This is a genomic window from Pseudomonas lini (assembly GCF_001042905.1).
Lineage (GTDB): Bacteria > Pseudomonadota > Gammaproteobacteria > Pseudomonadales > Pseudomonadaceae > Aquipseudomonas > Aquipseudomonas lini.
In genome coordinates, this window is the sequence record NZ_JYLB01000005.1 from 574,210 (window position 1) to 600,676 (window position 26,467).

The 26,467-nt window shown below is 60.5% G+C and carries 25 protein-coding genes and 1 pseudogene; 14 read left to right on the forward strand and 12 right to left on the reverse strand.

All coding sequences use genetic code 11. The features are described 5' to 3' along the window. Positions 1 to 16: 16 nt before the first annotated feature. Together TU81_RS17910 and TU81_RS17915 are read left to right on the forward strand one after the other, a co-directional pair. A complete protein-coding gene (locus tag TU81_RS17910) occupies positions 17 to 1,327 on the forward strand; it encodes a contractile injection system protein, VgrG/Pvc8 family (protein WP_038978792.1) in 1,311 nt (436 codons plus the stop codon). Then, entirely contained in the window at positions 1,324 to 2,121 is a 798-nt protein-coding gene (locus TU81_RS17915; RefSeq protein WP_038978793.1) for a DUF4123 domain-containing protein, read from the forward strand. The genes TU81_RS17910 and TU81_RS17915 overlap by 4 nt, the downstream gene beginning before the upstream one ends. A 12-nt stretch (positions 2,122 to 2,133) precedes the next feature. On the opposite strand, the gene TU81_RS17920 is transcribed toward TU81_RS17915, so the two are convergent. Further along, positions 2,134 to 3,474 carry an MATE family efflux transporter gene (locus tag TU81_RS17920; RefSeq protein ID WP_038978794.1) on the reverse strand — a complete coding sequence of 447 codons (1,341 nt, stop codon included), beginning with the start codon at positions 3,472 to 3,474 and terminating at the stop codon, positions 2,134 to 2,136. Between the two features lie 190 nt (positions 3,475 to 3,664). Next, the gene (locus tag TU81_RS17925; RefSeq protein WP_008011267.1) at positions 3,665 to 3,958 is read right to left on the reverse strand and encodes a hypothetical protein; all 294 of its coding nucleotides are present in this window, start codon (positions 3,956 to 3,958) and stop codon (positions 3,665 to 3,667) included. Between the two features lie 182 nt (positions 3,959 to 4,140). Between TU81_RS17925 and TU81_RS17930 the strand changes: the two genes are divergently transcribed. The 5 genes from TU81_RS17930 (at position 4,141) to TU81_RS17950 (ending at position 8,610) form a co-directional block, all read left to right on the forward strand. Next, positions 4,141 to 4,443, forward strand: coding sequence for a MazG-like family protein (locus TU81_RS17930; protein WP_008011269.1), 303 nt, complete (start codon positions 4,141 to 4,143; stop codon positions 4,441 to 4,443). Continuing rightward, positions 4,443 to 5,192 (forward strand): methyltransferase domain-containing protein, encoded by a 750-nt coding sequence (locus TU81_RS17935; RefSeq protein ID WP_030128232.1) that lies wholly within the window; start codon positions 4,443 to 4,445, stop codon positions 5,190 to 5,192. Before TU81_RS17930 ends, TU81_RS17935 begins: the two co-directional genes overlap by 1 nt. Positions 5,193 to 5,204: 12 nt before the next feature. After that, positions 5,205 to 5,831 (forward strand): DUF4136 domain-containing protein, encoded by a 627-nt coding sequence (locus tag TU81_RS17940; protein ID WP_048396188.1) that lies wholly within the window; start codon positions 5,205 to 5,207, stop codon positions 5,829 to 5,831. 53 nt (positions 5,832 to 5,884) lie between these two features. After that, the gene (locus TU81_RS17945; protein WP_038978797.1) at positions 5,885 to 6,442 is read left to right on the forward strand and encodes a DUF4136 domain-containing protein; all 558 of its coding nucleotides are present in this window, start codon (positions 5,885 to 5,887) and stop codon (positions 6,440 to 6,442) included. A gap of 185 nt (positions 6,443 to 6,627) precedes the next feature. Continuing rightward, a complete protein-coding gene (locus tag TU81_RS17950) occupies positions 6,628 to 8,610 on the forward strand; it encodes a pilus assembly protein TadG-related protein (RefSeq protein ID WP_048396189.1) in 1,983 nt (660 codons plus the stop codon). On the opposite strand, the gene TU81_RS17955 is transcribed toward TU81_RS17950, so the two are convergent. Together TU81_RS17955 and TU81_RS17960 are read right to left on the reverse strand one after the other, a co-directional pair. Further along, positions 8,580 to 11,348: an ATP-binding protein gene (locus TU81_RS17955; RefSeq protein WP_048396190.1), complete on the reverse strand. Its 2,769-nt coding sequence runs from the start codon at positions 11,346 to 11,348 to the stop codon at positions 8,580 to 8,582. The two genes, TU81_RS17950 and TU81_RS17955, sit on opposite strands and share 31 nt — an antisense overlap. Further along, a complete protein-coding gene (locus TU81_RS17960; RefSeq protein ID WP_007907464.1) occupies positions 11,345 to 11,785 on the reverse strand; it encodes a TadE/TadG family type IV pilus assembly protein in 441 nt (146 codons plus the stop codon). Before TU81_RS17960 ends, TU81_RS17955 begins: the two co-directional genes overlap by 4 nt. 75 nt (positions 11,786 to 11,860) lie before the next feature. Between TU81_RS17960 and TU81_RS17965 the strand changes: the two genes are divergently transcribed. The 4 genes and pseudogenes from TU81_RS17965 (at position 11,861) to TU81_RS17975 (ending at position 15,153) form a co-directional block, all read left to right on the forward strand. After that, on the forward strand, positions 11,861 to 12,331 hold the full coding sequence (locus TU81_RS17965; protein ID WP_038978800.1) for a prepilin peptidase: 471 nt from the start codon (positions 11,861 to 11,863) through the stop codon (positions 12,329 to 12,331). Positions 12,332 to 12,453: 122 nt separating this feature from the next. Continuing rightward, positions 12,454 to 13,242 carry a response regulator transcription factor gene (locus TU81_RS17970; protein ID WP_048396191.1) on the forward strand — a complete coding sequence of 263 codons (789 nt, stop codon included), beginning with the start codon at positions 12,454 to 12,456 and terminating at the stop codon, positions 13,240 to 13,242. Between the two features lie 818 nt (positions 13,243 to 14,060). Next, positions 14,061 to 14,240 (forward strand): annotated as a pseudogene (locus TU81_RS30825) (DUF6124 family protein); the annotation flags it as partial. Positions 14,241 to 14,778: 538 nt separating this feature from the next. Beyond that, positions 14,779 to 15,153, forward strand: a complete 375-nt coding sequence (locus TU81_RS17975) for a DUF6124 family protein (protein ID WP_038978802.1) — start codon at positions 14,779 to 14,781, stop codon at positions 15,151 to 15,153. Positions 15,154 to 15,315: 162 nt separating this feature from the next. On the opposite strand, the gene TU81_RS17980 is transcribed toward TU81_RS17975, so the two are convergent. From TU81_RS17980 to cpaB, 5 genes are all read right to left on the reverse strand, one after another. Next, positions 15,316 to 16,206 (reverse strand): type II secretion system F family protein, encoded by an 891-nt coding sequence (locus TU81_RS17980; protein WP_048396192.1) that lies wholly within the window; start codon positions 16,204 to 16,206, stop codon positions 15,316 to 15,318. Further along, positions 16,203 to 17,087 (reverse strand): type II secretion system F family protein, encoded by an 885-nt coding sequence (locus tag TU81_RS17985; protein WP_048396193.1) that lies wholly within the window; start codon positions 17,085 to 17,087, stop codon positions 16,203 to 16,205. Before TU81_RS17985 ends, TU81_RS17980 begins: the two co-directional genes overlap by 4 nt. Before the next feature lie 11 nt (positions 17,088 to 17,098). Continuing rightward, positions 17,099 to 18,379, reverse strand: coding sequence for a CpaF family protein (locus TU81_RS17990; protein WP_038978805.1), 1,281 nt, complete (start codon positions 18,377 to 18,379; stop codon positions 17,099 to 17,101). After that, positions 18,376 to 19,581, reverse strand: coding sequence for an AAA family ATPase (locus TU81_RS17995; RefSeq protein ID WP_038978806.1), 1,206 nt, complete (start codon positions 19,579 to 19,581; stop codon positions 18,376 to 18,378). The genes TU81_RS17990 and TU81_RS17995 overlap by 4 nt, the downstream gene beginning before the upstream one ends. An 89-nt stretch (positions 19,582 to 19,670) precedes the next feature. Next, the gene (gene cpaB / locus TU81_RS18000; RefSeq protein ID WP_048396194.1) at positions 19,671 to 20,600 is read right to left on the reverse strand and encodes a Flp pilus assembly protein CpaB; all 930 of its coding nucleotides are present in this window, start codon (positions 20,598 to 20,600) and stop codon (positions 19,671 to 19,673) included. 324 nt (positions 20,601 to 20,924) lie between these two features. Between cpaB and TU81_RS18005 the strand changes: the two genes are divergently transcribed. Together TU81_RS18005 and TU81_RS18010 are read left to right on the forward strand one after the other, a co-directional pair. Next, the gene (locus TU81_RS18005; RefSeq protein WP_038978808.1) at positions 20,925 to 21,122 is read left to right on the forward strand and encodes a Flp family type IVb pilin; all 198 of its coding nucleotides are present in this window, start codon (positions 20,925 to 20,927) and stop codon (positions 21,120 to 21,122) included. 84 nt (positions 21,123 to 21,206) lie between these two features. Further along, positions 21,207 to 21,608 (forward strand): response regulator, encoded by a 402-nt coding sequence (locus TU81_RS18010; protein ID WP_048396195.1) that lies wholly within the window; start codon positions 21,207 to 21,209, stop codon positions 21,606 to 21,608. Between the two features lie 161 nt (positions 21,609 to 21,769). On the opposite strand, the gene TU81_RS18015 is transcribed toward TU81_RS18010, so the two are convergent. Both TU81_RS18015 and TU81_RS18020 read right to left on the reverse strand, forming a co-directional pair. Then, positions 21,770 to 22,624 (reverse strand): MaoC family dehydratase, encoded by an 855-nt coding sequence (locus tag TU81_RS18015; RefSeq protein WP_048396196.1) that lies wholly within the window; start codon positions 22,622 to 22,624, stop codon positions 21,770 to 21,772. A 1-nt stretch (position 22,625) separates the two neighbouring features. Continuing rightward, positions 22,626 to 23,978 (reverse strand): 3-oxoacyl-ACP reductase, encoded by a 1,353-nt coding sequence (locus TU81_RS18020; RefSeq protein ID WP_048396197.1) that lies wholly within the window; start codon positions 23,976 to 23,978, stop codon positions 22,626 to 22,628. A 171-nt stretch (positions 23,979 to 24,149) separates the two neighbouring features. Between TU81_RS18020 and TU81_RS18025 the strand changes: the two genes are divergently transcribed. After that, entirely contained in the window at positions 24,150 to 25,427 is a 1,278-nt protein-coding gene (locus TU81_RS18025) for an acetyl-CoA C-acetyltransferase (RefSeq protein ID WP_038978812.1), read from the forward strand. 7 nt (positions 25,428 to 25,434) lie between these two features. Here the strand turns inward: TU81_RS18025 and TU81_RS18030 are convergent, their stop codons facing one another. Then, positions 25,435 to 26,463, reverse strand: a complete 1,029-nt coding sequence (locus TU81_RS18030) for a bile acid:sodium symporter family protein (protein WP_038978813.1) — start codon at positions 26,461 to 26,463, stop codon at positions 25,435 to 25,437. Between the last annotated feature and the right edge of the window lie 4 nt (positions 26,464 to 26,467).

Here is a 26,467-nt window from a genome sequence, read left to right on the forward strand (position 1 = left end):
CTGTAGAGAATCGCCGATGTTCGATCCAGTCAACGAGCCGTCATTTCGTCTGGATATAGCGGGTCTTCCTGACCCCTTTGAGGTCTTGGCCTTTACCGGTAGTGAAGCCATCAGCGAGCCTTTTGTGTTCGACGTGGATCTGCTGAACATTGATCCAACGTTGGACCTCGCAAGCCTGCTGTATCGCTCGGCCTTTTTGCACTTCGGGCCCTTGGGGCAAGGTATTCACGGGCAGTTGCTGGGCCTCGTTCAGCTCGGCAATGGAGGTGAACCCAGGTTATGTCGTGTACGTCTTGGACCCAGGCTGGCGTGTCTGGCCCAGCGCTTCAATCAGCGGATATTCAGCCAGCGCTCGGTGCCGGAGATTCTCGCTCAGGTGCTCAAGGAACACGGTATTGCCGACAAGAGTCGGCGCTTCGACCTGAGCGGCGATTACCCGTCCCGTGATTTCTGCACGCAGTACCGGGAATCAGACCTGCAATTTCTCCAGCGTCTGTGCGCCCAGGAACGGCTTCATTACTACTTCGAACACGGCTCACGCGGACACTGTCTGGTTTTCGGTGATGGCCTGGGGCAGTTTATCCGTGGCGAAGAGAGCGTCTTCAAGGGTGAGATCGAACGGCCAGGTGTGCATCAGTTCAAGCTTCACGGTTGCGGGCAGATCGCCGAAGGCCAGACGAATCTGGCGACGTTGCGCAGCGGCCAACTGATGCCGCTGTCCGGTCATCCGTGTGTGGACTGGAATCGACTCTGGCTACTGACCCATGTCGAGCATCAAGGGGGCCAGGAACCGGGGCTTCCCTATAGCAATCAACTGCGCGCCGTTGGGCAGGAAATGCCTTTGGTGGCACCTCATTCGGGCGTGAAACCCAGGATGCATAGCCTGCAGCGGGCGTGGGTGGTCGAGGTCGATGAGTCTCAACCGGATCTGTCCAGATCGGTTGCCGTGCAGTTTGACTGGCTTTACCAGGGGGAGGGCGCAGCGCCCAGCCACTGCTGGTTGCCGTTGGCTCCCGAGCTGGAAGGCGCGGGCACCCTGCCGTTGAGTGAAGGGGCGCAGGTGCTGGTGAGCTTTATCGAAGGCGATCCGGATCAACCCTTGATCAGCGGATTTCTACCCGGCGCAGATCCAGTCATACCCGACCTGCAACCCTCCTTGACGACCGATGCCGGCCCGGCGTTCGACGGCTTGTTGGGCATGCTGCAATCCAGCGAACCCTTGGTCCTCCTGTGCCTGCTGCCCGGCGGCGGCAGTTTCAGTCATTGCGCGCAGTCCTTTTGCACCTGCCGGGCGGCGATGCAGCTCGGCCAGAGCGGTGCGGCATGATCGCCGCTCAAGCGGTCGATCCGACCCCGCAATGGCTGTTGCTCGATGTTCCGGGCGTGCCTCAGGCCGGCGCGAGTTTGCGGCAACAGTTTGTTCATGCCCGATGGTTCAGCCTGTTCGAAGGCACCGAATTTCACCCCTTGCGTGAGCGCGGGCCGGTGTTGGTCGACCTTCGCGAATGCCCGGCATTGGCCGAGCTGTGCCAAAGTGCGCCACATACCTGGAGCGGGTTGCTGCTGGTCAGTGAAGCATCGTCATCGCAGCTGCTGGAGCATTTGCGACGCATGCTCGCGGTCACCTTGGGTCTGCATCACCGGGCCTTGTTGAGTTACTACAACCCACACACGGCGAGTTATTTTTTCGATGCTTGCGATGCGCAGGAGCTGAGTCGCTGGCTCGGTCCGATCGATCAGTTGCGCTGGTTCGGCGGCACCTGGGCCGACCGGGCCATAGGCTGTCAGGGCTGGCAGCAGTTGTTCAATCCGCGGCTTGCCGTCCGGCCGCTGGCCATCGAAGAAAACCTCAGCCTGCGTCAGCGAGAGACCTTGCAAACCTGCCTGCTGGAACAACACACCTGGCGCTGGAGCCGATCCACCAACACCGACTACAACAGCTTGTGGGCTTACTTGCAGGAAGGACTGGCGCTGGGTTTCAGCGAACGTGCGGTGCTCGATGGCTGGTTATGGTTGCGCTTGCAGCATCCCTACGCAGTGGCCGGGCAGCCGTTGTCGGGAGCCACCCAGCAGGAGCGTCTCGATAGATTGCGCAACCTGTGGCAGAACGATCAACCCTGAAGCAGACCCTCGTCATCCATTGAGCCAGCTGTCGTGCTTGCGCAAGTACCAGGCAAACGCGCCAAGGGTCAGGCTGCGCAGCAACATGAACAACAGGAAGGTTATCCACAATCCATGGTTGCCCAAGCCTTGCAGCGCCCAGGCGAAGGGCAGCAGCAGGATCAACGTCAGCAGCATGCCGTTGCGCATTTCCCGAGCGCGGGTGGCGCCGATGAACAGGCCGTCGAGCAGGTAACTCCAGACAGCAATCAGCGGCAGCACCGCGAGGTAAGGCAGGTAAAGGAAGGCGGTGTCGCGCACGCTCTGGATGTCGGTCTGCATCTCGATGAACAGGTGCCCGGCGAGCAGAAACAGCAAGGCAAACCCCACACTCGCCAGCAACGACCAACCGCACGCCACCACCAATGAGCGGCGCAGGGCCTCTCGGTCGCGAGCACCGATGGCGTGTCCGCACAGTGCTTCGACTGCGTGGGCCAAACCGTCCAGCGCGTGGGCGGTCAGCAGCAGACCGTTAAGCAGCAACGCATTGGCGGCAACTGTGGCATCGCCGAGCCGTGCGCCCTGCACAGTGATCAGGAAAAACACCGACTGCAACGCCAGGCTGCGGATGAAGATGTCGCGATTGACCGCCAGTAATGGGCGCCAACTCTGCCACAACGCCAGCGCGGCCCAGGCGATATGGCCGGGGTAGGCGCGCAGGGCTTTGCGGGTCATGAACAGGCCGATCAGTGCGCCGGTCCACTCGGCGATCACCGAGGCCCGGGCCGCGCCGACCACACCCCACTCCAGGCCGAGCACGAACCACAGGTTCAGCGCGATATTGACCAGGTTGGTGCTCAGCAGAATCGCCAGCGGAGCTCGAGCGTTCTGGGTGCCGAGGAACCAGCCCACCAGCGCGTAACTGGCCAGCGCCGCCGGCAAGCCGAACAGCCGTGTGTGGAAGAATTCGCGGGTGAGCTGATCCAGCTCCGCCGACGGTTGCATGAAGTGCAACGCGACCCCGCTCAACGGCACGCCCAGCGTCCCTAAAAGAATGGCCAGGCCCATGGCCAACAGCAGACCCTGGAGCAAAATCTGCCGCAACGCTGCGCCATCCCCACGCCCGGCAGCCTGGGCGGCGAACCCGGTGGAGCCCATGCGCAGAAAGCCCATGGCCCAGGCAAGAAAGGTATACAGACTGGCACCCACTGCGACAGCACCGAGCTGATGAGCATGGGGCAGGTGGCCGACGACGGTACTGTCGACCAGCGCCACCAGCGGTACGGAAATGTTCGAGAGAATCATCGGGGCGGCGAGCGCCCAGACTCGACGATGGGTCGGACGGTCGCGCCAGTCGGCAATCAGGTTGGGCATGCAGGCTCCTTGGGGGCGCCTGCATTGTAGCGGCAGATTGTGTTCAGTTAAGCGAACGCAATCTACAAAACATCAGAGATCTAATGTGGGAGCGGGCTTGCTCGCGAAGGCTTTCTTACATTCAACATGTCAGTCGACTGACACACCGCTTTCGCGAGCAAGCCCGCTCCCACATTAATTGGGCGCAGCTTTAGTGAACAATCCAGCTCAGCAACCACAATCCCAGCAACAACCAGATAATCCCCATGATGATCGATGCGTTCATGAAGGCGCGGATCGCGGCCCATAGCAGCATCAGCCCGATGATCAGCGTGATGATGCTGACGATCGAAGTGTCCATGCCCAGCGCCTGGGCCAACCCTTCGACAAAATTGCTGCCGGCGTTGCTCAACAGGTTGAACAGACCACTGAGGGCATCGATGATGAACCGGATGGCCGAGCCGATTATCTGGCCGAGCCATTCGAAAAAGCTTTCTACCTGCATGTGTACGTCCCGATGGAGTGGTGGCGTGGTTGCCGGATCCGAGCGTTGGGCTATGGATCGTGCTGCGTAGGAGCTGCCGAAGGCTGCGATCTTTTTGAGTATGGCGCAAGTGCGCAGGCACAACGCTGCCACTTGCCTTCACCCGCCATCCCCCTGAAGCTATACGTCTTCAGGAGAGCCCGATGAACCTTGTTGAACTGACCGAACGCCTGCACGCCATTCGCGACCGCAATGACTGGCGGCAATTTCACAGCCCGAAAAACCTGGCCATGGCCGCAAGCGTGGAAATGTCCGAGCTGGTGGAGATTTTCCAGTGGCTGACCGAAGACCAGTCGCGTCAATTGCCGGCAGACAAGCTCGCCCATGCCGGGCAGGAAATCGGCGACATCGTGCTGTATCTACTGCTGCTGTGCAGCGAGTTGGGGTTGGACATGAATGAAGTGGTGCGCAGCAAACTCGCGGACAGCGAACGGCGGTTCAGCTGATGAGCGACCGTCATTTCGATCAGCTGGCGACTCGCTTCGCCGAAAAAATCTACGGTGGCGCCAAAGGTGCGATCCGGCTCGCCGTGCTGCAAGCCGACCTGGCCGAAACCCTGCCGGACCGCCCGTTGCGCGTCCTGGACATCGGCGCAGGCCTGGGCCACATGTCGTTGTGGCTGGCCGAGCGGGGTCATCAGGTGACCCTCGCCGAACCCGCCGAACCGATGCTTGAAGGTGCCCGCCAGCGCTTCGCCGAAGCGGGGCAGACGGCGACGTTCATCCAGGCACCGTGGCAGGACCTGCTCGGTCAGCTCACCGAACCTTACGATCTGGTGCTGTGCCACGCCGTGCTGGAATGGCTGGCCGAACCCCATGCAATTCTGCCGGTGCTGCATCAGTTGACGAAGCCGGACGGCTGGTTGTCCCTGGCGTTCTACAACCGCGATGCGTTGATCTACCGCAACCTGCTCAAGGGCCATTTCCGCAAGATGCGCAAGAATGACATGGCCGGCGAGAAGCAGAGCCTGACTCCGCAACAGCCACTTGATCCACGGGAACTGGCGGCGCAACTTGAGAGCATGTGGCAGGTCGAAACCCAGAGTGGGGTGCGGGTTTTTTACGACTACATGCCGGTGGAATTCCAGGCCCGCGTCGAGCTACCGGACTTGCTGGAAATGGAACTGGCCCACCGCCGTCACCCAAGCTTCGCCGGGCTTGGGCGCTATTTGCACTGGATCTGTCGGCCGATCTGACCGGAGCGCGAAATGAAAAGTCGTTCAGGGTTGCTGGTGATCTGTCTCGGGTTGGCGGCCTGTCAGGGCAGCAACCCTTATGTCGCGACGTCCAATCCCCTGCCACCGGCACCGCCCCAGGCCGCCACCACCTTCGACCGCAGCGCCTACCCGGCGGATCCCCGCGATTACGGCCGCTATCGCAGTTGGGCCTGGCTCAACGGACGCCTGCCACCGGGCACGGCCTGGGCCGACTCGGCGCAGGTGGCCGAAGCGGTCAGCAATGCCCTCGATCAACGCGGCTTGCGCCCGCTGCACGACAACCGCCCGGCGGACCTGTTGGTCAGCGCCGATTTGCATCTGGAAACCCGCTTGCGACAGGTGCAGGACGACTATGGTTACGGCGGGGGTTACTACGGCGGTGGTTATGGCGGTTACAACCGCTACGGCAGCAGTTACGGCATGTACAACACGGTGCCGGTCATCCGCACTTATCAGGTACAAGTGGTGGTGGTGCGAGTCGATCTGTTCGACGCGAGCACCGGTCAGCCGGTATGGAGCGCCAGTGCCGAAACCAGCAGTCAGGGAAGCCAGAGCGAGCGTGCCGATGCCATACGCGAAGCTGTCGAAAAGGCCATGTCGGCGTATCCTCCTAGTTAGCTTCCTATACAGGAAGCATCCCGCAGGTGCATGTCTTCTATCGGAGAAAAATCATGTTCCGCCGTCTCGCTTTACTGGCCATGGCCGCGCTGCTCACTGCCTGCGCCGCCAACCAGGTCAATCATGACTTCGATGCCAGCCGCGACTTTGCCGCCTACCGTAGCTGGAGCTGGAAAGAGCCCGCCGTGCAATACCGTCCCGATGACCCACGGATCAAAAGTGACCTGACCGAACAACGCATCCGCCAATCCGTTGCCGATCAGCTGGATCAGCGTGGCTTGCGACCAGCCGCCGGTGGTGCTGGCTCGGATCTGAAGGTACAGGCCTATCTGATTGTCGAAGATCGCCAGCAACAGGTGAGTACTAACTATGGCGGCGGTTATGGTGGCCCATGGTACGGCTACTGGGGCGGGCCGATGTACACCGAAACCCGCAACGTCAGCTACAAGGTAGCGACCATCCAGGTCGACCTGCTTGATGGCAAGGACGGCAAACTGGTGTGGCGCGGCAGCGACGAGCAGACGCTCAGCCGCACACCGAACCCGCAGGACCGTAGCAATAAAATCCGCGAGACGGTCGGGCGGATATTGGCTAACTATCCACCGAGATAAGTAGCAGGAAGATCAAAAGATCGCAGCCTGCGGCAGCTCCTACAGGGGATTGATGTACACCTGTAGGAGCTGCCGCAGGCTGCGATCTTTTGAGTTTGATCTGCGGCAACCTGTGAACGCGCCTACTACACTGCTCCACACCAATGGAAGTAGCCCTCGGCAGTGCGCCGGCAAAGGAGTGCGCCATGTCTCTCCGCTTGCAGTTTCGTAGCCCGGCCCGGCAACGGGGAGCGATCGGTTTGATGGCGGTGCTGGCCTTGGGCATGGCCTTGGTGTTTCTGCTGGTCATGATCGACAGCGGCCGCCTGTACCTGGAAAAGCGCAGTTTGCAGCGGGTGGCGGATATGGCCGCGCTGGAGGCCGCCACGCGCAACGGTGATTGCGCCGTGGGGGCCACCGCTACCGCCTATGCCACCTCTAGCGCAAACCGCAACAACTTCACCCTTCCTGATCCCACGCGCAGTCTGGCGGTAGCCTGTGGCACCTTGACCCTGGACGCCAACAATCTTCGGGTTTTTACGGTTAATGCGAGCAGCAGCGAAGCCATTCGGGTGATCGCCAGCCATTCGGTCCCGCAGAGTTTTGCCGGCGGCATCGGCGCCCTGTTCGGCGGCGCTCCAGCCGGGGCGACCCTCAACCTGACCGCGACCGCCGTCGCGGCGTTGCCACCTCCGCTGGCATCGCTGACCATTCGCAGTACGGTGCTGACTATCGATACCAGCAAGTCGACCACCCTCAATGGACTGTTCGGTGGTTTGCTGGGCAGCAATCTGAACCTTTCCGTGGCGGGCTGGCAGGGTCTGGTGAACACCAACATCAGCCTGCTCGGTTACCTCGATCGATTGAAGGTCGACCTCGGCCTCAACGCCGCCGGGTATGAGCAGGTATTGGGCACTTCGGTGGCCGTCAGTCAGCTGATCCAGACAGCCGTCAATGTGCTGGACCCCGGCGGCACGCTCGGTGCGACGGCGACCATCGTCGGTCTGCAAGCACTCAAGGTTGCCGCTGGCTCAACGACCGTGGTGCTGGGCAATATGCTGCACGTCGAGAACGGCAGCAATATCTCGGCGTTGGCGACGAACGTGAGTGTGTTCAACCTGATTGAAGGCATCGTGCAACTGGCCAACAAGAAAAATGGCCTGGTGGCGACGCTGCCGATCAATCTGGCGGGGCTGGCGCAAATCACGGCCCGGGTGCAGGTGCTGGAGCCGCCGCAACTCTCGGCAATCGGCAACCCGAAAAACGCGGCGCTGGATCCACTGGGGCCCAATCGGATCTACGTGAGAACCGCGCAGGTGCGCACATTGCTGTCGATCGACCTGCCGGCACTCGACGCCATTGTGGCGCTGGTCAATGCAGTGGCGGACCTTGCAGGGCCGCTGACCAACACCCTCAATGCCTTGCTCAATCTCAACCTGGTGGCGGTGCTCAATTCACTGACCTGTGCCTTGGGCGTGCCCTGCCAGACACCCGACATCAAGCTGTTGCCGGGGCCGATACGGCTCGACGTGGCGCTGGAGGTCGCCAGCGCCAGCAGTTACGTCACGGCCTACAGCTGCGTCAGTAATACCAACAAAACCCTGACCACCAGCACCAGTACATCGCTGGTGAACCTGAAAATCGGCCGGATCGATGCGGCCAGCATGTTCGGCAGCAACACCACGCCGCCTGCGGTCACGGTGCAGCCGTTGAAGGTGATCGATATCGGGATCAAAACCTGTCGCAGGATTCTGTTCTTGCCTATCACCTGCGATCCGCGTGTGCCCGGCGTCGGTGGCGGTATCGATATCGTTGCCGACACCAGCGTGGCGGCGAACGCCAACATATCCCACGTCTATTCCGCACCACCCGCTACCAGCCTGCCGGAAATCAACCAGCCACCGTTCTACTACTCGTTTACCACCAGCAGCATCGTTAGCAGTCTGCTCAACACGCCGCTTAACATTCACGTGGACATGTATGGCCCGTCGGGCAGTCTTGTCAGTGGTCTGGGGACGATCCTGAGCAGCGTCACCACCTTGCTGGTCAGCGCGATCAACAGCGTGCTCAGCCCGTTGCTCGATAGTTTGATCAACACCTTGCTGTTGAGCCTTGGGATCGATTTGAACAAGGTCGACGTCGGTGCCAACCTCAGCTGTCATTCGGGACGCGCGACGCTGGTGATCTGATCGTCTGCGACAATCGGCAACTCGATACAAAACCGCGCGCCCTCGGTCGAATTTCTTACACTCAACTTACCGCCCATGTTTTCGACGATGCCGTAACTCACCGACAACCCGAGCCCGGTGCCGACACCCACCGGTTTGGTGGTGAAGAACGGTTCAAAAATCCGCTCCAGCAGCCGTGGATCGATGCCGCCGCCGTTGTCCTCGACCCACAGTCGCACCGAGTATTCATCACGTTCGGCGTACACCGAAATCCACGGTTTGAACTCCCGGTCGGCCTCGCGTTTGCTCAGCAGCGCATCCCGCGCGTTGACCATCAGATTGATCAGCACCTGTTCCAGCTGATCGACGTAACCGCGCACCTGCACTTCAAATCCAGTCTCGCTGACCCGCAGCTCGACGCCTTTGCCGCGCATGCCTTCGGACAGCAGTGACAGCGTGCCCTCGATGGCTTGAGCCGGATTGAACGGGTGCTGCTCGATCTCCGAACGCCGACCGAATACCCGCATGTGATCCACCACCCGCGCCGCGCGCTGGACTTGCGCGTCGATGCGGTTGAGTTTGTCTGTCAGGTAATCGATTTGCGCATCGCCATTGCTCAGACGCTTGAGCACATTGACGATGGCCATGCGCATCACGTTCAGCGGTTGGTTGATTTCATGGGCCAGCCCGGTGGCCATTTCGCCGAGGGTGGCCATTTTCGCGCTTTGGGTGAGCTGCTGTTGGGCACGCCGGACTTCGGTGTTGTCGCGGCCCACGGCCTGAATCTCAAGCAAACGACCTTGCTCGTCGAACACCCCGCGATCCGACCAGACCCACCACGCGTGTTCCCGTCCCGGCAGTTGCAGGTTGATTTCCGCAGTGCTGACCGGGAACTCCGGGCTCAGGTGACTGAGGCGCTGGAGGAACGCTTCACGCTGTTCCGGCGACATCCAGCTGCCCAGGTTGACCCCCGGCAGTTGCTCGGGCTGACATTCCAGATAGGTCGCCAGCGGGCGGTTGCCGAAGGTCAGCGTCAGGTCTGGAAGGTAGCGGCAGATCATCGCCGGGGAATCTTCCACCAGGATCCGATAGCGCTCTTCACTCTGTTTTACTTTCTCGGCAGCCAAGGTCGCTTCGGTGACATCCAGCCACAGCCCCACGGCTTCCACTGGCAGCCCGAGATCGTCGCGCAGCAGTTTGGCTTCGTCGAGCAGCCAGTGGTAATCGCCGCGACTGTCGCGCAGCCGATAACGGGCACGCACTGAACCTTCGCGCAGCAGTTGCCGGGTGCGCTCGAAATAGCCGTCGCGGTCCTCGGGGTGAACCCGTTCCACCAGCGCGCCGGCGGCACAATCGGCGAGCGACCAACCGAGCAGCGGCAACAAGCTGTCGCTGAAAAATGTCGGTTGCAGCGCACCTTCGACATAGCGCTGCACGTAGATCACCGCCGGTGAACTGGCGATCAGGTTGTCCAGCCGGGCATGGGCGGCAGCGGCGTTCTGCTCTTGATTTTTGATGTCGCTGATGTCGAGCATGAAACCCACCAGCCGCCGGTTTCTGCCGATGCCCAAGGCCTGACCTTGTAGTCGATACCAGATTGGCGTTTGCGCTGCGTCGGGGCGATGCAGGCGCACGCACAGCAGCAACGGCGCGCCTTCGTCCTGCAAGGTTTGCAGGCGAATCGTCAGCTCTTCACGGTCGGCGGGATGGATCTGTTCGAGCCAGTCGTGCAGCGGCAAACGAGTACTCGCAAGGTTCAACGTATCGGCGAGCGACGGCGCCAATTGCACCTCGGCGGTGTCGCTGAAGACCTCCCACCAGCCAGTGCCGAGCAAGGCTTGCAGAGACTCCAGCCGCTCCAGTTGCAGATGGTGCTGATGCTCGCGCAAGCGCTCAAGCAGCGGGCCGGCCAAAGCGGCGGTGAGTTGCAACCAGTCGCGCTCGCTAAGGTCGGGAGCACGCTGTTGCGCCGGGTAGAAACCACAGAGCAACCAGGCCACCACGCCCAGGGCATTGTGGTACGGCACCGCGAACCCTTCGGCGTTACCGAAGATGCCTTGCAGGCGCGGGTGTTCGCTGGGAATCAGTTGCTGAGGGGCGGAGCCATTCAAACTGTCGAGACCGGTGCCCAGGCGTTGGTCGATTTCCCACAAGCCGGGGGCATCGAAGGCCGTGTAATGCTGGTGGATCAGCCAACCCTCGGCCTGTTCGTCGAGCAAGGCCATGGCGATGCAAGGGATCTGAAAGCGCTGGGCCAGACCTTGCAGTTGCTCCGCCAGCACCTCGGGCAAGCGCGTCAGGCTGCACAGGCGCAACTGTTCGCTGATCTGCGCCGCAAGTAATTGGCATTGTTCGCGGCTGCGCGCTTGTCGACGTTCGAGCAGCAGGTCGCCGATGTCGATCAACTGCAACAGCCAGCTTTCGCCCAACGGCTGCACCCAGCCACGCAGATGCAAGGGGTGTTCGCCGAGGCTGAAAAAATCCAGGTCCAGGCTCTGTCCCTGCCACTCGGCAGGCGCGCCTTCGACCGACAAGCCGCTATGGGGCATCAGATAATCGAGCAGGTGCGGTGCCTGTGCGCCGGGGATTTGTTGCGCCAGCAGATGCCGCAGCGGGCCGCTCAGCTGAATCACTCGGCCCTCGTCATTCAGATGCAACTGCAAACCGACACGTTGCACGCTCGGCGTGTCCGCACTGTTCGAGGGCTGTGGCGGTTGGCGATTGAGCAGACGCCCGAAGAGCTTGTCCCCGGAACTCAAAATTGCAGGCTCGATCGGGCGGTAAGAGTCGCTGGCAGATTGGGCACCGAGCCGATCCCCGGCAGCACCAAAAACGGCAGGACCTGATTCAGTTTACTGGTGGGATAGTTGATGGTGACCGTCAGCACGCCACCGATATAAGTGGCACTGGCGTCAGTGGCCACATTGAAGTTCAGCGCGGCGGGAATCCAGGCCAGTTGCCGGGTCAGTTCGGTGGTCGCTATGTTTCTGACGGCGGTGTCGTAATTGGCGGTGCTCGGGTCCAGCGCCACACTGCGGCGCACCGCTTCGGCCGTCGATTGATTGAACGATTGCATCAGTAACAGCGGCAGGCTGTAACTGACCAGCCCATAAAACACGGCGAAAAAGATGATGAACACCAAAGCGAACTCAATCGCCACGGCACCTTTTTGTTTGCGGGGGAGGCCTGTTTTCATGAGTGCGTCTACCCTGACCATCACGACGTAGTATCAGCATAGAATCATTCAGCCAAAACGGACGTTTTTTACCGGATGCAGAACTTTGTCCTACTTATCTGGCTGACGCTTTGCGCAGCGCAGGATGTCCGAGAGCGGCACATCGCCAATGCCCTGACCCTTGGCGTGGGTGTATTGGCGCTGACGTATCTGTTATGGACAGGCACCACATGGTTGGGGGCCGAGGCGGTGCAGGGCGGCTGGGCTTTGTTGTTGGCTCTGGCCTTCACCTTGCCTGGTTATGCGTTGAGACGCCTGGGGGCGGGCGACGTGAAACTGATGGCGACGCTGGGCCTTGCGACGGACGGTATGCACCTGCTCGGCGGTTTCATCGGTGCCGGATTGGCCAGTGCGTTCTGGCTGCTGCTGGCGCCAAGACTCTGGCTATATATGGGGCAGGGGCTTAGGGATCGTCTTCGTTATCTGGGCCCAGGAACGTCAAAAAAACAGCCCTTTGCGCCGTTCGTATTGGTGGGCATGTTGCTCACGCTGGTCTGGATGCATTAGTCGCCGGGCGCCCCCGTTCTATGTACATAGTTGGAAAGTGCGTCTACTTTCAAAACAGTTGTTGTACACCTGTGGGCAGTGGGTACAGGAACGGTCAAGCCAGACTTGGCATGGAGTGACACGTGAACAAGCTAATCTCCGCAATAAAAGTCCTTGTGGTCGATGACGAACCATTGATTGTCGAAGAACTGTGCGAGTTCATCGAGCGCAATGGTTATCGCTGTGTTCCTTGTCAGTCCGGCAAGCAGGCGATCGAGCGTTTCAATGAATATGAGGATATCGGTCTGGTGCTCTGTGATTTGCAGATGCCTGACATGGATGGCATTCAACTCGTCCAGGCGTTGCAACGGTTGTCCGGCAAGCACCGGGCGTTCGAGGCGATCATGCTCACCGGCCGCGCAGACAAGCAGGATGTGATCAAGGCCTTGCGCGCCGGGTTCGCTGACTACTATCAGAAGCCGATTGATCTGGATGAGTTGCTCGAAGGCTTGCAGCGCCAGGAAGTGGTGTTGCAGGAGCGGCAGAAAAACCTGCAGTTGGGGCATTTGAGTCAGAAGCTGCAGTACCTTTGTGAGTCGATCGACGAGTTGTATCAGGATCTGGACAAGGTTCGTCGGGGGCCGTCCTCTGCACCTTTGTCGGATTCGGCTGATGGTGCATTCAGTGAGTCGGAGCGGGTGGAGATGCCGGCGGTTTTCAATCAGCTGTCACCGCGGCAGTTGGAGGTGGCGCGGTTGGTGGGCAAGGGGCAGACCAATTATCAGATTGCCTGTGAGTTGGGGATTACCGAGAACACGGTGAAGCTTTATGTGTCGCAGGTGTTGCGGTTGACGCATATGCATAATCGCACGCAAGTGGCGTTGGCGTTGTCGCCTGGTAATGCTGGTGTGCGGCGGCTTACTGCGCACTAGGCGCATACGCCGATCAACTGTGGGAGCGGGCTTGCTCGCGAAGGCGGCCTGACAGCCGACCTGTAGTTTGTTGACTGAGTACATATCCATTTCTGCGGTAACGGCCACTTATGGTTTCGCCCTTACGGCGAGTCCCTTTTGGCAAACGCCCCAAAAGGAACCAAAAGGTCTCGCCCCAAGCGTACGGCCCCTCGCTGAGGCTCGGCGTTCCTTCGTTCCGGTATCCATCTGGGGGCATCGCCCTACGGTCTGCTTCGCTACGACCTACATGCGATGGGTTCGACTGCGTCGAACGGCGCTGCGCGCCAATCCCCAGATGAACACCTCCACTCAGCCTCCCGAAGGGGCGGGTGGATCAAGATCAAAAGCGGCAGGCGAGCTAACGCTCGGCCTGTAGTTTGGCTCACCGCATTCCCCTGTAGGAGCTGCCGAAGGCTGCGATCTTTTGATCTTGGCGGCCTGACAGCCGACCAATCTCTCTTAGACATACGCCGACCCTCTTGTAGGAGCGAGGCTTGCCCGCGAAGATGGCCTTACAGGCAACGATGTTTATTGGTCGGTAAAAACATCAGAACCTTCCCACATGTTTTTCAGGTTGCCCGTCGGACGCTGCGTCTCTAGCCTTTGTCCGTCGCTGACAATTCGGCGTCCGGGCGTCGCGGCTCGATTCTTGAGGCATAATCGCTCCACCAAACAACAGCACTTTTGGGTATCTGTCGTTTCGTGTCATGGCGACTGTGCGCGGGATACCTTCGGGTATGCCGAGCTGCCTCGGGGATCGGTCCGCGAACCCGCGTACAGCTGCCACACCGCTGCCTGACCGCGCGCTCGACCACTACCTCAAGCCACCGCTCAAACAACCCAAAAGCCGCAAGCCAAGCAAGATGTTTCTGGTCGCCCCGGATATGGATCACGAAAGCCTGCTGGCCCATGTCTGCGAATCACTGGCCTCGGCCAGCGTCATGACCGGCGACATTGCCGCGTATGTCGACGCCCCTTATTGCAGACGTACACCGTTCAGCTGTGGGATATCAAGTCAGATCAAAAGATCGCAGCCTTCGGCAGCTCCTACGCGGAATATGCGTTTCCCCTGTAGGAGCTGCCGAAGGCTGCGATCTTTTGATCCTGGCGGCCTGACAGCCGACCAATCTCTCTTAGACATACGCCGACCCTCTTGTAGGAGCGAGGCTTGCCCGCGAAGATGGCCTTACAGACAACGATGTTTATTGGTCGGTAAAAACATCAGAACCTTCCCACATGTTTTTCAGGTTGCCCGTCGGACGCTGCGTCTCTAGCCTTTGTCCGTCGCTGACAATTCAGCGACCGGGCGTCGCGGCCCTTTGATCTGATGCATAATCGCTCCACCTAGCAACAGCACTTTTGTGTCTGTCGTTTCGTGTTATGGCGACTGTGCGCGGGATACCTTCGGGTATGTCGAGTTACTCAGATCTCGGTCCGCGAACCCGCGTACAGTTGCCACCTAAAATTGCGTCGCGGCAATTGGAAGTGGCTCCATTTCAAATCTGAGGAGTCACCATGTTCAAAGCCACACCGAATCCCCCTGAAACCGACGACGTTTCCCCCTACGAATCCCTCGATTCGAAAAAACTCAACGAAGCCGCCGAACGGGCGCTAGACCACTACCTCAAGCCACCGCCCAAACAACCCGAAGGCCGCAAGCCAAGCAGGATGTTTATGGTCGCCCCGGACATGGACAACGAAAGCCTGCTGGCCCATGTCTGCGAATCACTGGCTTCAGCCAGCGTCATGACCAGCGACATTGCCGCGTATGTCGACGCCCCGCAGCGGCATACGATCCTGGCGATTCAGCAGGTCATCATGCTGGCCGAGCTGGCGGTGAACCGAATGCTGGATAACGTCGACGTGCCGAAGCCCGCGCCACACAGCTGATCCCCTATAGGTGCGGGCCTGTGGTGAGGGGGCTTGCCCCCGTTGGGTTGCGAAGCAGCCCCAAAATCTCTGATGTTCCAAAGATCTTGTGAGTGCTACGCACTCAAACGGGGGCAAGCCCCCTCGCCACAGGTCGCTCCTACGGGATCGCCGCTGTGCCTTTCAACGACCAAAGGCTCGAGCCAATGCGGTGAAGCTGGGTCCGGCCAGTACGATCAGCAATGCCGGGAAGAGAAACAACATCATCACGACGGACATTTTCGCGGACATCTTGGAGATGTATTCCTGCAAGCGTGTCAGGCGTCGGTCATCGAGCAGCAGTTTGAGCCCCAGCAGTGATTTCATGGCGCCGCCGCCCTGGTGGATCAATTGCTGAAGAATCACGCAGGTGTCGGTGAACTCGTCCACCGCCAGCAACTGGGTGGCCTTGTTCAGTTCTTCGCCAAGCTCCAGGCCGGAGTCGACCCGGGTCAGTATCAGGCGCAGTTCATGGGTCAGGGCTGGCAGTAATTGTTTGCCTTCGATGCTCAGCACTCGCAGCGACTGCTCCACCGCCATGCCGGATTCGAACAGGATGCGCAGCAGTGGAATGAGGGTCGAAATCTCGATCGCCAGTTGTCTTTGCCGACGGTGTGCGGCAGCGGCCAGCAAGCGTTTGGGCAACAAATAACCGAGGGCGGTGGCGAAGGCCGGGGTGATCCAGTAGTTGGTCACCTGCGGGAAGAACACGCTCTGGATCAATAGACTCAGGACCAACGCAAGCACCGGTATGCCGATCTGACAGGCAGCGAACAGCGAGCGTTGCCGGGCGCTGCGCCAGCCGAGGCGGTTGAGCAGCATTTGAGTTTCGTTGTCCAGTTTGACCGAGCGCTGGCCGATGCGGCTGTCGCCCAGTGCTTGCAACCAGTGACTGACGCGATGGTCGCTCAGTGGTTTGCCGTCCAGTCGTTGAGCCACCTGGCGAGCACGTCGATGTTGGTCCAACAGCCCACTGAGCAGCAACAGCGTGGCCGCCAGAAACAACAGTGCGCTGATCAGCAGGGCTATTTTCATACGCTACGCAACATGCGCCAGAGCGCCAGGCAACCCACGACCTGCAGGCCGAACGCGGTCGCGAGCATCATTTGCCCCGAGCTGCTGTTCCACATGGCGAGCAGGTATTTCGGATTGGACAGCAAGAAGTAGGCGGCAAGCCCCACGGGCATCAGGGCCAGCACCACCGCCGTGATGCGGGTTTCGCCCGTCATGGCGCGCAGTTGGCGCGCAGCCTGGTCTCGTTCGCGGATCATTTTGATCAGGTTCTCAAACAGCTCACTGGCATTACCGCCGTAGCGGTGATTGACCTTCAGGCCCAGCGCGAACAAGCGAAACTCGTCTTTCTCGTACAGCTCGGCGAAGTCCGTGACGGCGTCAGGCAGGCTGACGCCCAGGTGCACGTTGCGCTGAACCCGGCCCATGGCGTTTTTCAGTGGGGCTTCGGCGGCGTCGATGGCGACCAGCACCGCATCGGCCAGGGTGCGCCCGGACTTCAGACTGCGCACCGTGTGATCGAGCAACGACGGCAGTTGTTCGATCATGCGCTTGAGCCGGCGCTGGTAGCACCAACTGATGTACAGCCGCAGAGCCAGGGGCGGCATCAGCAACAACGCCAGCAAACCGATCCAGCTCGCGAGGGCAAATCCCAGCAAGATGCCCAAGGCCCAGAGCAACAGCCACAACCCCAAGCGCTCGGTAGGACGACCGAGACCGGCGCGTAGGAAGGCCCGTTCCAGGCCAGCCCAGGATGATTTCGCCACCGTCAGTTGCGGTTGCCCCTGCATCAAGCGACCCAGGGTTCGATCGATACCGGTCTGGCGCAGACCGTTGTAGAACAAACGGATCGACAGGCCCAGCAACGTCAGGCAAATCAGGATGAGCAGCGCCGGTTTGAGCATGCCGTGATCCTTTAGTGCGATAAGGGAGAGAGCGCCGATTCACGACGCAATTTATCGCCGGCGGGGTTGACCGCCTCGCGCAGAAAACCGAAACCGGTGCGTCGGTCGAAACGGAACAGCGTATTGGTCACGTAGATGTCATCACGGATACCCACGACCTCCACCACTTCGCTGACGCAGCGGCGGCCATCGGGCAGGCGTGTCAGTTGGATCACCACGTCCAGCGCCGCACAGATCATTTGCCGCAGGGTGCGTTCAGCGATGGAGCGTCCGGTCAGGCCCACCAGGGTCTCCAGGCGCAACAGCGCATCCTGGGCATTGTTGGCGTGCACGGTGCTCATGGAACCGTCGTGCCCGGTGTTCATTGCGGTGAGCACGTCGACCACTTCGACGCCGCGAATCTCGCCGAGGATGATCCGGTCCGGGCGCATCCGCAGCGCGTTGCGAATCAGATCGCTGGCCTTCACTTCGCCGTGGCCTTCGGCATTCGGCGGTCGGGTTTCCAGGCGCACCACGTGAGGGTGGCCGAGTTGCAATTCGGCGACGTCTTCGATGGTGACCAGGCGTTCGTGAGGGGCGATCAACTGGCTGAGAATGTTCAGCAGCGTGGTCTTGCCGGTGCCGGTACCGCCGCTGACAAGGATGTTGCAACGCTTGCCCACGGCCTCCTGAATAAATTCAAAGATCGCCTGATCGATGGTTTGCATCGCCATCAGATCGGAGCTTTTGAGCATGTCCTTGCGGAATTTTCGAATCGACAGGCACGGGCCATCGAGAGCAATGGGTGGGATGATCGCGTTGACCCGGCTGCCGTCGGGCAGGCGCGCATCGACCATCGGTGAAGACTCGTCGAGCCGTCGCCCCAGAGGCGCGAGAATTCGTTGCATCACCCGCTCGACGTGATGGTCGTCGATGAATCGCAGGTCACTCAGGTGCAACACACCCTCGCGTTCGACGAACACCCGGTGTGGGCCGTTGACCAGAATCTCGGTCACCGAGGAGTCGCGCAGCAACACCTCCAGCGGGCCGAAACCGGTGAGCTCGTCGACGATTTCTTCAGCCAGCCGTTCCATCTCATAACGGGAAATCGCCAGGTGCAAACGGGCGATGTATTCGGCGACTTTGTCGATGACGAACTGCGACAGCATTGGCCGCGAACCTTCCAGCAGGTTTTTTCCGGACTCTTCGATGGCGTCGATGATGTAGCGGTGCAGCACCAGTTTCAGGCCTTCGTGGTCGGTATTGCCGGCCGGCCCGTGCGGGGGAGCGCCGAAGAGTTTTTCCCCGCTCATTGCGCGCCCCTCAATCGGTCAAACCAGCCAGCCTTGGGTTTGTCCAGGTCTTCGGAGCGTTTAGCCAGTCGTTCGCCGAGGGCGCGCAGGCTTTGGGTCAGGTTTTCGCGCGGGGCCAGTTCAAACAGGCTCACCCCCTGATTCTTGGCGCTGAGCCGTACTTCCGGGCTGTAGACAAGGACCGCCATCACCTCCATGCCGAAGCTTTTGCTCAAGGTGTCGGAGTCTGGCGCGACGTTGCGCAGATAGCGGTCCACCAGCAACCTGGCGTGGTCGAGCTTGAGGCCTTTTTCGCGCCAGCGGCCGAGCACTTCAAGGTTGCGTCGACAGTCGAGCACATTCTGATCGGTGTACCACAGCAACTTGTCGCAATGGCTGACGAAGGTGCGCAACGCTTCGCTGTCCGACTGGCCGGTGAGGTTCACCACGATGTGCTGGAAATGTTGACGCAAGGCGCTGAGCAGCATGTACAGTTCGGCGGCACTGGTCTGCTCCAACGGTTCGTCGTTGCTGGCGTAGGCGAGAATCCGCAGCCCGGCATCACAGGTGGTGAAGGCGCTGTCGATCAGCGTCGCGTCGAGTCGCCTCAGATGTCGCAACGCATCGCCAAAATGAAACGAGCTCTCAAGCCCCAGCAACGCAAGGCTGTCGCCACGCGGCAGGCCCAGATCCAGCAACAGTGTCTGCTGACCGCTCTTTTGCACTACGTGCGCCAGGTGGTTGGCGAGTAGCGCTCCGTCGGCATTGCTCTGCGCACCGTAAAGCACGGTCAGGCCACCCTGTTGACTCTGTTGCAGGTTCGGCGCCACGGTCGGCAGGCGTTTGCTCAGGCGTCGCACCAGGCCGGCAACCTCACTGGAGCGTGAGCCATAAGAGACGAAGTCCCGCGCGCCGGCACGCATGGCATTGAGCACGAGTTGGTTGTCCATGCCGTCGCCCAAGGCAACGATCGCCAGCATCGGTTTGGCTTCCAGGGCACCCTCGATCAATGCACTCTGGGCCACCACATGCTCACGGTCCAGCCCCACGAACACCAGGCTGGCGAAGGTCACGTCCACCAGCGTCAAGAGTTCATCGAGGTTGCCGCCACCGGCGCTGATCACTCGGCCCAAAGGGGCAAGGGCACCTTGCAGCCACTCGAAGTCGGTGCTGTTACGCGTGATCGCGAGGAAGGTCTGACTCAGGTTCTGGGGCTGGCTCATTGCGATAACCCACCGCATTTATCGAAGCAGCCGTTGTCGAGCAAGTACTGCGTGAAACGTCTGCGCATGGAGAAGTGTCCTCGCTCGATTCAGGGCGTTTGTTGGGTGACTTCATTGCCGCGGATGACTTCCACGCTCGTCTTGCGCGGTGCTGCGCCGCCGGTGGCGGGTTTGGGTGTGCCGTCCAGGGCCAGTTGACTGAACTGCACCAGTTCGCGATTGGCACTGGCCAGGCTCGCCTTTGAATCGCGGTTGCCGGCCCAGTATTGGTTCAGGCGTTTTTCCTCGGCGCTGCGCACGGCCAGGCGCAAAACCCCGACCTGAGCCGCGAGCATCAGGCGGCTCAAGAGGGGTTCGGGGACGGCAAGCAAAACGGTGCGGGCGCTGGCGCGCTGCTGTTCCTGCTTGAGTCTTTCTTCGGTGCTGCGCGCCGGGTTGGCAGGCTGGCCATCGTTCATCAGCCCCAACTGGTCGCCGACACCGAGCACCCGCAACGCCGGGACCACGACTTGGGCCGATTGCTGGAGGTTGTTGGTATCCATGCGCAGAAACAGCAGGACGTCGACATAGTCACCGGGGCTCAGTTGACCGCCGACATTGACCACGTCATCCGCCGCCACGGCCAAGGCGCGCTCATCGGGGCGGATCATTCGCGCCAGTGCACCGCCGGTTTCGAAACTTTCATCATTGAGCCAACTGCCGGCAGTCAGCATGCGCCAAGGTGTACGGCCAATGGCTTGATCGAGACGGGACAGGCTGCCGGCCGGGGCGGTACGGAGTTTTTCCACGGTCACGTCGGCGGCGGTGATTTGTTCGAACGGTGCTATGTCACGCAGCAGCACAACCACCGGCTGGCGTGTCGGGTCGTCCACCGACGCCAGTATCGGGGCCGATGATGTGCCGGGTTGCGCGATGGATTCGGGTGCCGGTTGGCGACTCAGCGCCAGCCCCCAGTAACCGGCAATGATGGCGCCTACCAGAAACAGCCCGGCCAGGCCCATGGTGACGCGACTGTTCATGAAGGCTCTCCCTTTCCTGCTGCGTAACGCCCCCCAAGAGTTCTAACGAGATGACTTCGCAATCAGGCAGCTATGAACATCGAACTATTTCGCTATTTGACGGTAGCGCAGGTAGAGCAAAACGCCATTACAGGGCGGGAAATATCTGACAAAAGTAACGGTTTGAAGCCAAAAGTGCTGTTTCATGACGTCAACGAACCGGTTACTACTTAAGTATTAATAGGTTCTTACAGTTGTTGGTCTTGGGTTTGCCGACAATGCTGATGCTGGCATAGGGGAATCATGTTGCGGCCGTGCAACATCCGCTGTCATAGGAGACACGTCATGTCCTTTATTAAAGTTGTTCAGAAGATCAAATCCGAATTCGTTTTTTACAGAGGTCTGGTCAAAGATACTGAAGGTGCGTCGGGTATCGAGTACGCGATTATTGCGGGTATGGTGGCTGTCGCGCTCGCAGCATTTGCGGGACCCATCGCGACGAGTGTTACCGCAATGTTCACCACGATCGCAGCTGCGCTTTGATTTGAAGGTTGTCATTGGGCAGTCATTTGCCAATCCCGCAAAGGGCTTCTAACGTCAAGGCTTAGTCCATTGCAGGTGTTACCCATGAACGCTCCAGCGCTCCCTCGCCAACAGCTTCTTCTGGTCGACGATGAGGAGGATGCGTTGCTGGAACTGGCGGAGTTGCTGGAGGGCGAGGGCTTTACTTGCTTTACGGCAACGTCGGTCAAACTCGCCCTGCATCATTTGACTTGTCACCCTGATATTGCGTTGGTGATTACTGATTTGCGGATGCCGGAGGAGAGTGGCATGTCGTTGATCAAGCGGTTGCGTGAGCATACGGCGCGTCAGCATTTGCCGGTGATTGTGACGTCGGGGCATGCGGATATGGATGATGTGAGTGATATGTTGCGGTTGCAGGTGCTGGATTTGTTTCGCAAGCCGATTTATCACGTGCGGTTGTTGGAGACGTTGAATAATTTGTTTCCAGGGGTGGTTAGTTCCTGATCTATGGTGCCCATGTCCCAAGGTAAGCACTGAACTGTGGCGAGGGGGCTTGCCCCCGTTGGGCTGCGCAGCTGCCCTGAAGGCTGAGCACGCGGAGTGTCTGACAGTGCGCTTGGCGACTGCTGCGCAGCCGAACGGGGGCAAGCCCCCTCGCCACAAAATCAGGCAACAGGCCGCCACTGCCCAGCCATATGCTCCAAATCCCCCACCCCCATCAACTGAAAATCCCCGCTGGACCCCGCCGCGCTGGACATCAGCGTCACTTCACTGGGAAGGCGCACCGGCTTCCTGAACTGCACCGCAATCTCGACGTTTGCCGTCGGCAAATGTTCGCTCAGGGCTGCCAGCGTACGGGCCTTGTTCCACAGTCCATGGGCGATGGCACTGGGAAAACCAAAGAGCTTCGCGCTGATCGCACTCAGGTGGATCGGGTTGTAGTCCCCGGACACCTTGGCGTACCGCCGGCCAATGTCCGCGGGCGCTTTCCAGTGGGCGACTTCGGTCAGCAGTAATGTCGATGCAAAAGCTTCTTCGGCCGGCTCACCTTCCAGTTTGACGCCGCGACAAAGCATCTGGCTTTCAGCCTCCCACAGCGGCCCCAACTGATCGTCGAGTGTCGTCACCAAATTGAACGTCGCCCCCTTGGCATGAGGTTGCAGGTTCTGCACTTTCACGCTGACCCGCACCCGGTGCACGCCGCCCATGGGGCGCAAGATGCGGATGCGATTGTTCAAGTGAATCAGCCCCAGCAGTGGGAACGGAAACGCTTTGGCGGTGAGCAATTGCATCTGCAAGGCAAACGCCAGGATGTGTGGATACGTCGGTGGTAGCAGCCCGTTGTCGGCGAAACCACAGACCTTGCGATAAGCCTCCAGGTGTTTCGGATCGACATTGACCCAGCAGTGATAACCCAGGTCGGGCAGTGTGGTGCCGGTGATTTTGCGGCGCGTTGCCGCCTTCACATACAGCGTTTTCAGGCCCGGTTCGCTATTGAGTGTGTGCCAGTCGGTGGTCATGTCAGGCTCCCAAAACGCTTTGCCCACAAATGCGCAACGCTTGCCCGGTAAATGCTCCGGTGCCCGGTTGTGCTAGCCAGGCCACGGCTTCGGCGACGTCTTGTGGCAGGCCGCCCTGGCCCAACGAACTCAAGCGTCGCCCGGCTTCGCGTACGCCGAAGGGCAGGTGCGCGGTCATTTGGGTTTCGATGAACCCTGGCGCCACGGCATTGATGCTGATGCCGCGTTCACTCAGCAGCGGTGCCCAGGCCTGGGCCAGGCCGATCAACCCGGCCTTGCTTGCCGCGTAATTGGTTTGCCCGCGATTGCCGGCGATGCCGCTGATGGACGCCAGCAGGATCACTCGGCCGTTGTCGCGCAGAGTGCCGCTGTCGAGCAAAGCCTTGGTTAGCACTTGCGGCGCATTGAGGTTGACCGCCAGCACCGCGTCCCAGAATTCCGGGGTCATGTTGGCCAGGGTTTTGTCCCGTGTGATGCCCGCGTTGTGGACCACGATGTCGACGCCGTCGGGTAAGTGTTCGATCAATTGTGCGGCGGCGTCTTCGGCGCAGATGTCCAGGGTGATGCCGCGCCCGCCGAGGCGTGCGGCCAGGGCTTCGAGATCGACTTTGGCAGGTGGCACGTCGAGCAGGATTACCTCGGCGCCGTCGCGGGCCAGGGTTTCGGCGATCGAAGCGCCGATACCGCGCGCCGCGCCCGTCACCAATGCCTTACGCCCCGACAAGGGGCGAGTCCAGTCCATCACCTGCGCCTCACACGCCTTCAAGCGAATGACTTGCCCGGAAATGAACGCGCTTTTGGGCGAGAGGAAAAACCGCAATGGGCCTTCCAGTTGATCTTCGGCGCCTTCACCGACATAGATCAGCTGCAAAGTGCCGCCGCTGCGCAGTTCCTTGGCCAGCGAACGGCTGAAACCTTCCAACGCACGCTGTGTGCTGGCGGCGAACGGGTCGCTCAGGGTCTCTGGCGCTCGGCCAAGAATCACCAGGTGCGCATGGTGATCGAGGTTTTTCATCAGCGGCTGGAAGAACTCGCGCAGCTGTTTCAGCTGATCGACCTGCACCAGATCACTGGCGTCGAACACCACGGCTTTGAGTTTCTGGCCGTGGCCGGGAATCCACGCGGTGGCCAGGGTCGGATCGGCGCCGTAGCTGTAAATCGTGTCGGTCAGGCGATTGGCGAGGGTGCTGACTTTTTCCGCCAACGGGCCACCGCCAATCAACAGCGCCCCCTCGATTGGCCGCAGCCGGCCTGCTTGCCAGCGTTCCAGTCGTACCGGCGACGGCAGACCCAGGGCACCGACCACACGATGGCCGATGGACGAATTGGCGAAGTCGATATAACGGTCAGACATGAATCATGCTCCAGCAGCTGGGGTTAAAAGTGTGGACCAGGAATTGCAATTAGTCGTTCGATCCACGAGATACGGCCTACGCTTGATCATTGCAGGTTAGTTTGAGATTGGGTTTAGCAGGACTTTCAGCAAATGGTTTGGTGTTCATAGTTGATTAAAAGGAGCTTTTTCATGACTCAGCTGCGCCGCGTCGCGATTATCGGTGGTAACCGTATCCCCTTTGCCCGGTCCAACGGGCCGTACGCCACTGCCAGTAACCAGGCGATGTTCACCGCAGCGCTGGAAGGCCTGATCGAGCGCTATAACCTGCACGGTGTGCGCATGGGTGAAGTGGCGGCAGGTGCGCTGCTCAAGTATTTGCGCGATTACGGCCTGACCCGCGAATGCGTGCTGGGCTCGCGGTTGTCGCCGACGACGCCGGCCTACGACATCCAGCAAGCCTGCGGCACGGGGCTGGAGGCGACGTTGTTGGTGGCGAACAAAATCGCCCTGGGGCAGATCGAATGTGGCATTGCCGGTGGCGTCGATACAGCCTCGGACGTGCCGATCGGGGTCAACGAAAGTCTGCGCAAGATCCTCTTGCAGGCCAACCGCGCCCGAAGCACCGCCGACAAACTGAAAACCTTCCTGCAACTGCGTCCCCGCCATTTGATGCCCGACTTTCCAAGCATCGGCGAGCCGCGCACCGGCCGGTCGATGGGTGAACACTGTGAAATGATGGCCCAAACCTGGAGCATCCCGCGTGACGAGCAGGATCAGCTGACTCAGGAAAGCCATCAGAAGCTGGCCGCGTCCTACGCCGAAGGCTGGCACAACGATTTGATGACGCCGTTCCTCGGCCTGACCCGGGACAACAACCTGCGCCCGGATCTGAGCCTGGAAAAACTCGCCTCACTGAAACCGGCCTTCGAGAAAAGCGCCAAGGGCACCCTGACCGCGGGCAATTCCACGCCACTCACCGATGGTGCGTCGGTAGTGCTGCTGGGCAGTGAGGAGTGGGCGAAAGAGCGCGGCTTGCCGATCCTCGCCTATTGGCGTGACGGCGAGGCGGCAGCGGTGGATTTCGTCAACGGTGCCGAAGGCCTGCTGATGGCGCCGGCTTATGCCGTGCCGCGTTTACTGGCGCGCAATGGCCTGACCTTGCAGGACTTCGATTACTACGAAATCCACGAAGCGTTCGCCGCGCAGGTGCTATGCACATTGAAGGCCTGGGAAGATCCTGAGTTCTGCAAAACCCGTCTCGGCCTCGACGCGCCGCTGGGCTCCATCGACCGCAGCAGGCTCAACGTCAAGGGCAGCTCACTGGCCGCCGGGCATCCGTTTGCTGCCACCGGTGCGCGCATCGTCGCCAACCTGGCGAAGCTGCTGGACGCGGCGGGCAAGGGCCGAGGGTTGATCTCGATCTGCGCCGCTGGCGGTCAGGGCGTGACGGCGATTATCGAGCGTTGATTGCGGATTACTGTGGATTGAGCACTGCCGCGCGTTGCTGCGCGGCCAGTTCGCGGTTGCGGTTGGCGTAACCCTCGGCCATCACCGAGCAGACGATCAGCTGCAACGGGTGATAGATCATGATCGGCAGCAGAATCAGGCCAAGGCCGGGGTTGGCACCGAAGATCAGCGCCGCCATTGGTGCACCGGCCGCCAGGGATTTCTTGCTGGCGCAGAACACTGCGGCAATCTCATCGGCAGGGCTGAACTTCAGCGCCCGAGCGGTGCGGGTGGTCATCCACAGGATGATTGCCAGCAAAATTGCACTGCCCATCAGCGCAGTCAGAATCACGCTGTTGCCCTGTTGCTGCCACATCCCCGACACCATCGAGTTGCAGAACGCCGAGTACACCAGCAGCAGGATCACCAGCTTGTCGGCGATGTTGGTGTAGCGCTTGTGCCGAGCAAAAAACTTGCCCAGTAACGGCCGCAGCAATTGCCCGAGCACCAGCGGCAATAGCAGCATGGCGCACAAGTCGAGCAGGGTTGCACCGAGGTCGATTCCGCCCGCGCCGCTACCGACCACGAAACTCACCAGCAACGGTGTCAGGAAAATCCCCAGCACGCTGGACAGGCTCGCGTTGAGAATCGCTGCTGGTACGTTGCCGCCTGCGCTGCCGGTCAGCGCCACGGACGAGGAAATAGTCGAGGGCAGGGCGCAGAGGTAGAGGAAGCCGAGCATCAGCAGTGAGGGGATGTGCGAACCCAGCAGTTTGTCGCTCAGCAGCCAGATCAATGGGAACACCGCAAAGGTGAAGATTTGAACCATCACGTGCAGTTTCCAGTTTTTCAGCCCGTGGCGGATCTGCTCGCTGGAGAGGTTGACCCCGTGCAGGAAGAACACCAGGAACACGCCGATGTTGATCACCCACTCGGCATGCATCCCGCCGCCGGCGGCGCCGAAGGTCGGGAAGAAATACGCCAGCAGCGTGGCGATCAGCATGCCGCACAAGAACCAGTCGGTGACCACGCGTTTGAGGTGTTTGAAGGCATGCATGACC

Bases quoted from the DNA above. Each gene is read 5' to 3' on its own strand.
- TU81_RS17910 (WP_038978792.1), top strand. From the start codon at position 17: ATGTTCGATCCAGTCAACGAGCCGTCATTTCGTCTGGATATAGCGGGT.
- TU81_RS17915 (WP_038978793.1), top strand. From the start codon at position 1,324: ATGATCGCCGCTCAAGCGGTCGATCCGACCCCGCAATGGCTGTTGCTC.
- TU81_RS17920 (WP_038978794.1), bottom strand. From the start codon at position 3,474: ATGCCCAACCTGATTGCCGACTGGCGCGACCGTCCGACCCATCGTCGA.
- TU81_RS17925 (WP_008011267.1), bottom strand. From the start codon at position 3,958: ATGCAGGTAGAAAGCTTTTTCGAATGGCTCGGCCAGATAATCGGCTCG.
- TU81_RS17930 (WP_008011269.1), top strand. From the start codon at position 4,141: ATGAACCTTGTTGAACTGACCGAACGCCTGCACGCCATTCGCGACCGC.
- TU81_RS17935 (WP_030128232.1), top strand. From the start codon at position 4,443: ATGAGCGACCGTCATTTCGATCAGCTGGCGACTCGCTTCGCCGAAAAA.
- TU81_RS17940 (WP_048396188.1), top strand. From the start codon at position 5,205: ATGAAAAGTCGTTCAGGGTTGCTGGTGATCTGTCTCGGGTTGGCGGCC.
- TU81_RS17945 (WP_038978797.1), top strand. From the start codon at position 5,885: ATGTTCCGCCGTCTCGCTTTACTGGCCATGGCCGCGCTGCTCACTGCC.
- TU81_RS17950 (WP_048396189.1), top strand. From the start codon at position 6,628: ATGTCTCTCCGCTTGCAGTTTCGTAGCCCGGCCCGGCAACGGGGAGCG.
- TU81_RS17960 (WP_007907464.1), bottom strand. From the start codon at position 11,785: ATGAAAACAGGCCTCCCCCGCAAACAAAAAGGTGCCGTGGCGATTGAG.
- TU81_RS17965 (WP_038978800.1), top strand. From the start codon at position 11,861: ATGCAGAACTTTGTCCTACTTATCTGGCTGACGCTTTGCGCAGCGCAG.
- TU81_RS17975 (WP_038978802.1), top strand. From the start codon at position 14,779: ATGTTCAAAGCCACACCGAATCCCCCTGAAACCGACGACGTTTCCCCC.
- TU81_RS17980 (WP_048396192.1), bottom strand. From the start codon at position 16,206: ATGAAAATAGCCCTGCTGATCAGCGCACTGTTGTTTCTGGCGGCCACG.
- TU81_RS17985 (WP_048396193.1), bottom strand. From the start codon at position 17,087: ATGCTCAAACCGGCGCTGCTCATCCTGATTTGCCTGACGTTGCTGGGC.
- TU81_RS17990 (WP_038978805.1), bottom strand. From the start codon at position 18,379: ATGAGCGGGGAAAAACTCTTCGGCGCTCCCCCGCACGGGCCGGCCGGC.
- TU81_RS17995 (WP_038978806.1), bottom strand. From the start codon at position 19,581: ATGAGCCAGCCCCAGAACCTGAGTCAGACCTTCCTCGCGATCACGCGT.
- cpaB (WP_048396194.1), bottom strand. From the start codon at position 20,600: ATGAACAGTCGCGTCACCATGGGCCTGGCCGGGCTGTTTCTGGTAGGC.
- TU81_RS18005 (WP_038978808.1), top strand. From the start codon at position 20,925: ATGTCCTTTATTAAAGTTGTTCAGAAGATCAAATCCGAATTCGTTTTT.
- TU81_RS18010 (WP_048396195.1), top strand. From the start codon at position 21,207: ATGAACGCTCCAGCGCTCCCTCGCCAACAGCTTCTTCTGGTCGACGAT.
- TU81_RS18015 (WP_048396196.1), bottom strand. From the start codon at position 22,624: ATGACCACCGACTGGCACACACTCAATAGCGAACCGGGCCTGAAAACG.
- TU81_RS18020 (WP_048396197.1), bottom strand. From the start codon at position 23,978: ATGTCTGACCGTTATATCGACTTCGCCAATTCGTCCATCGGCCATCGT.
- TU81_RS18025 (WP_038978812.1), top strand. From the start codon at position 24,150: ATGACTCAGCTGCGCCGCGTCGCGATTATCGGTGGTAACCGTATCCCC.
- TU81_RS18030 (WP_038978813.1), bottom strand. From the start codon at position 26,463: ATGCATGCCTTCAAACACCTCAAACGCGTGGTCACCGACTGGTTCTTG.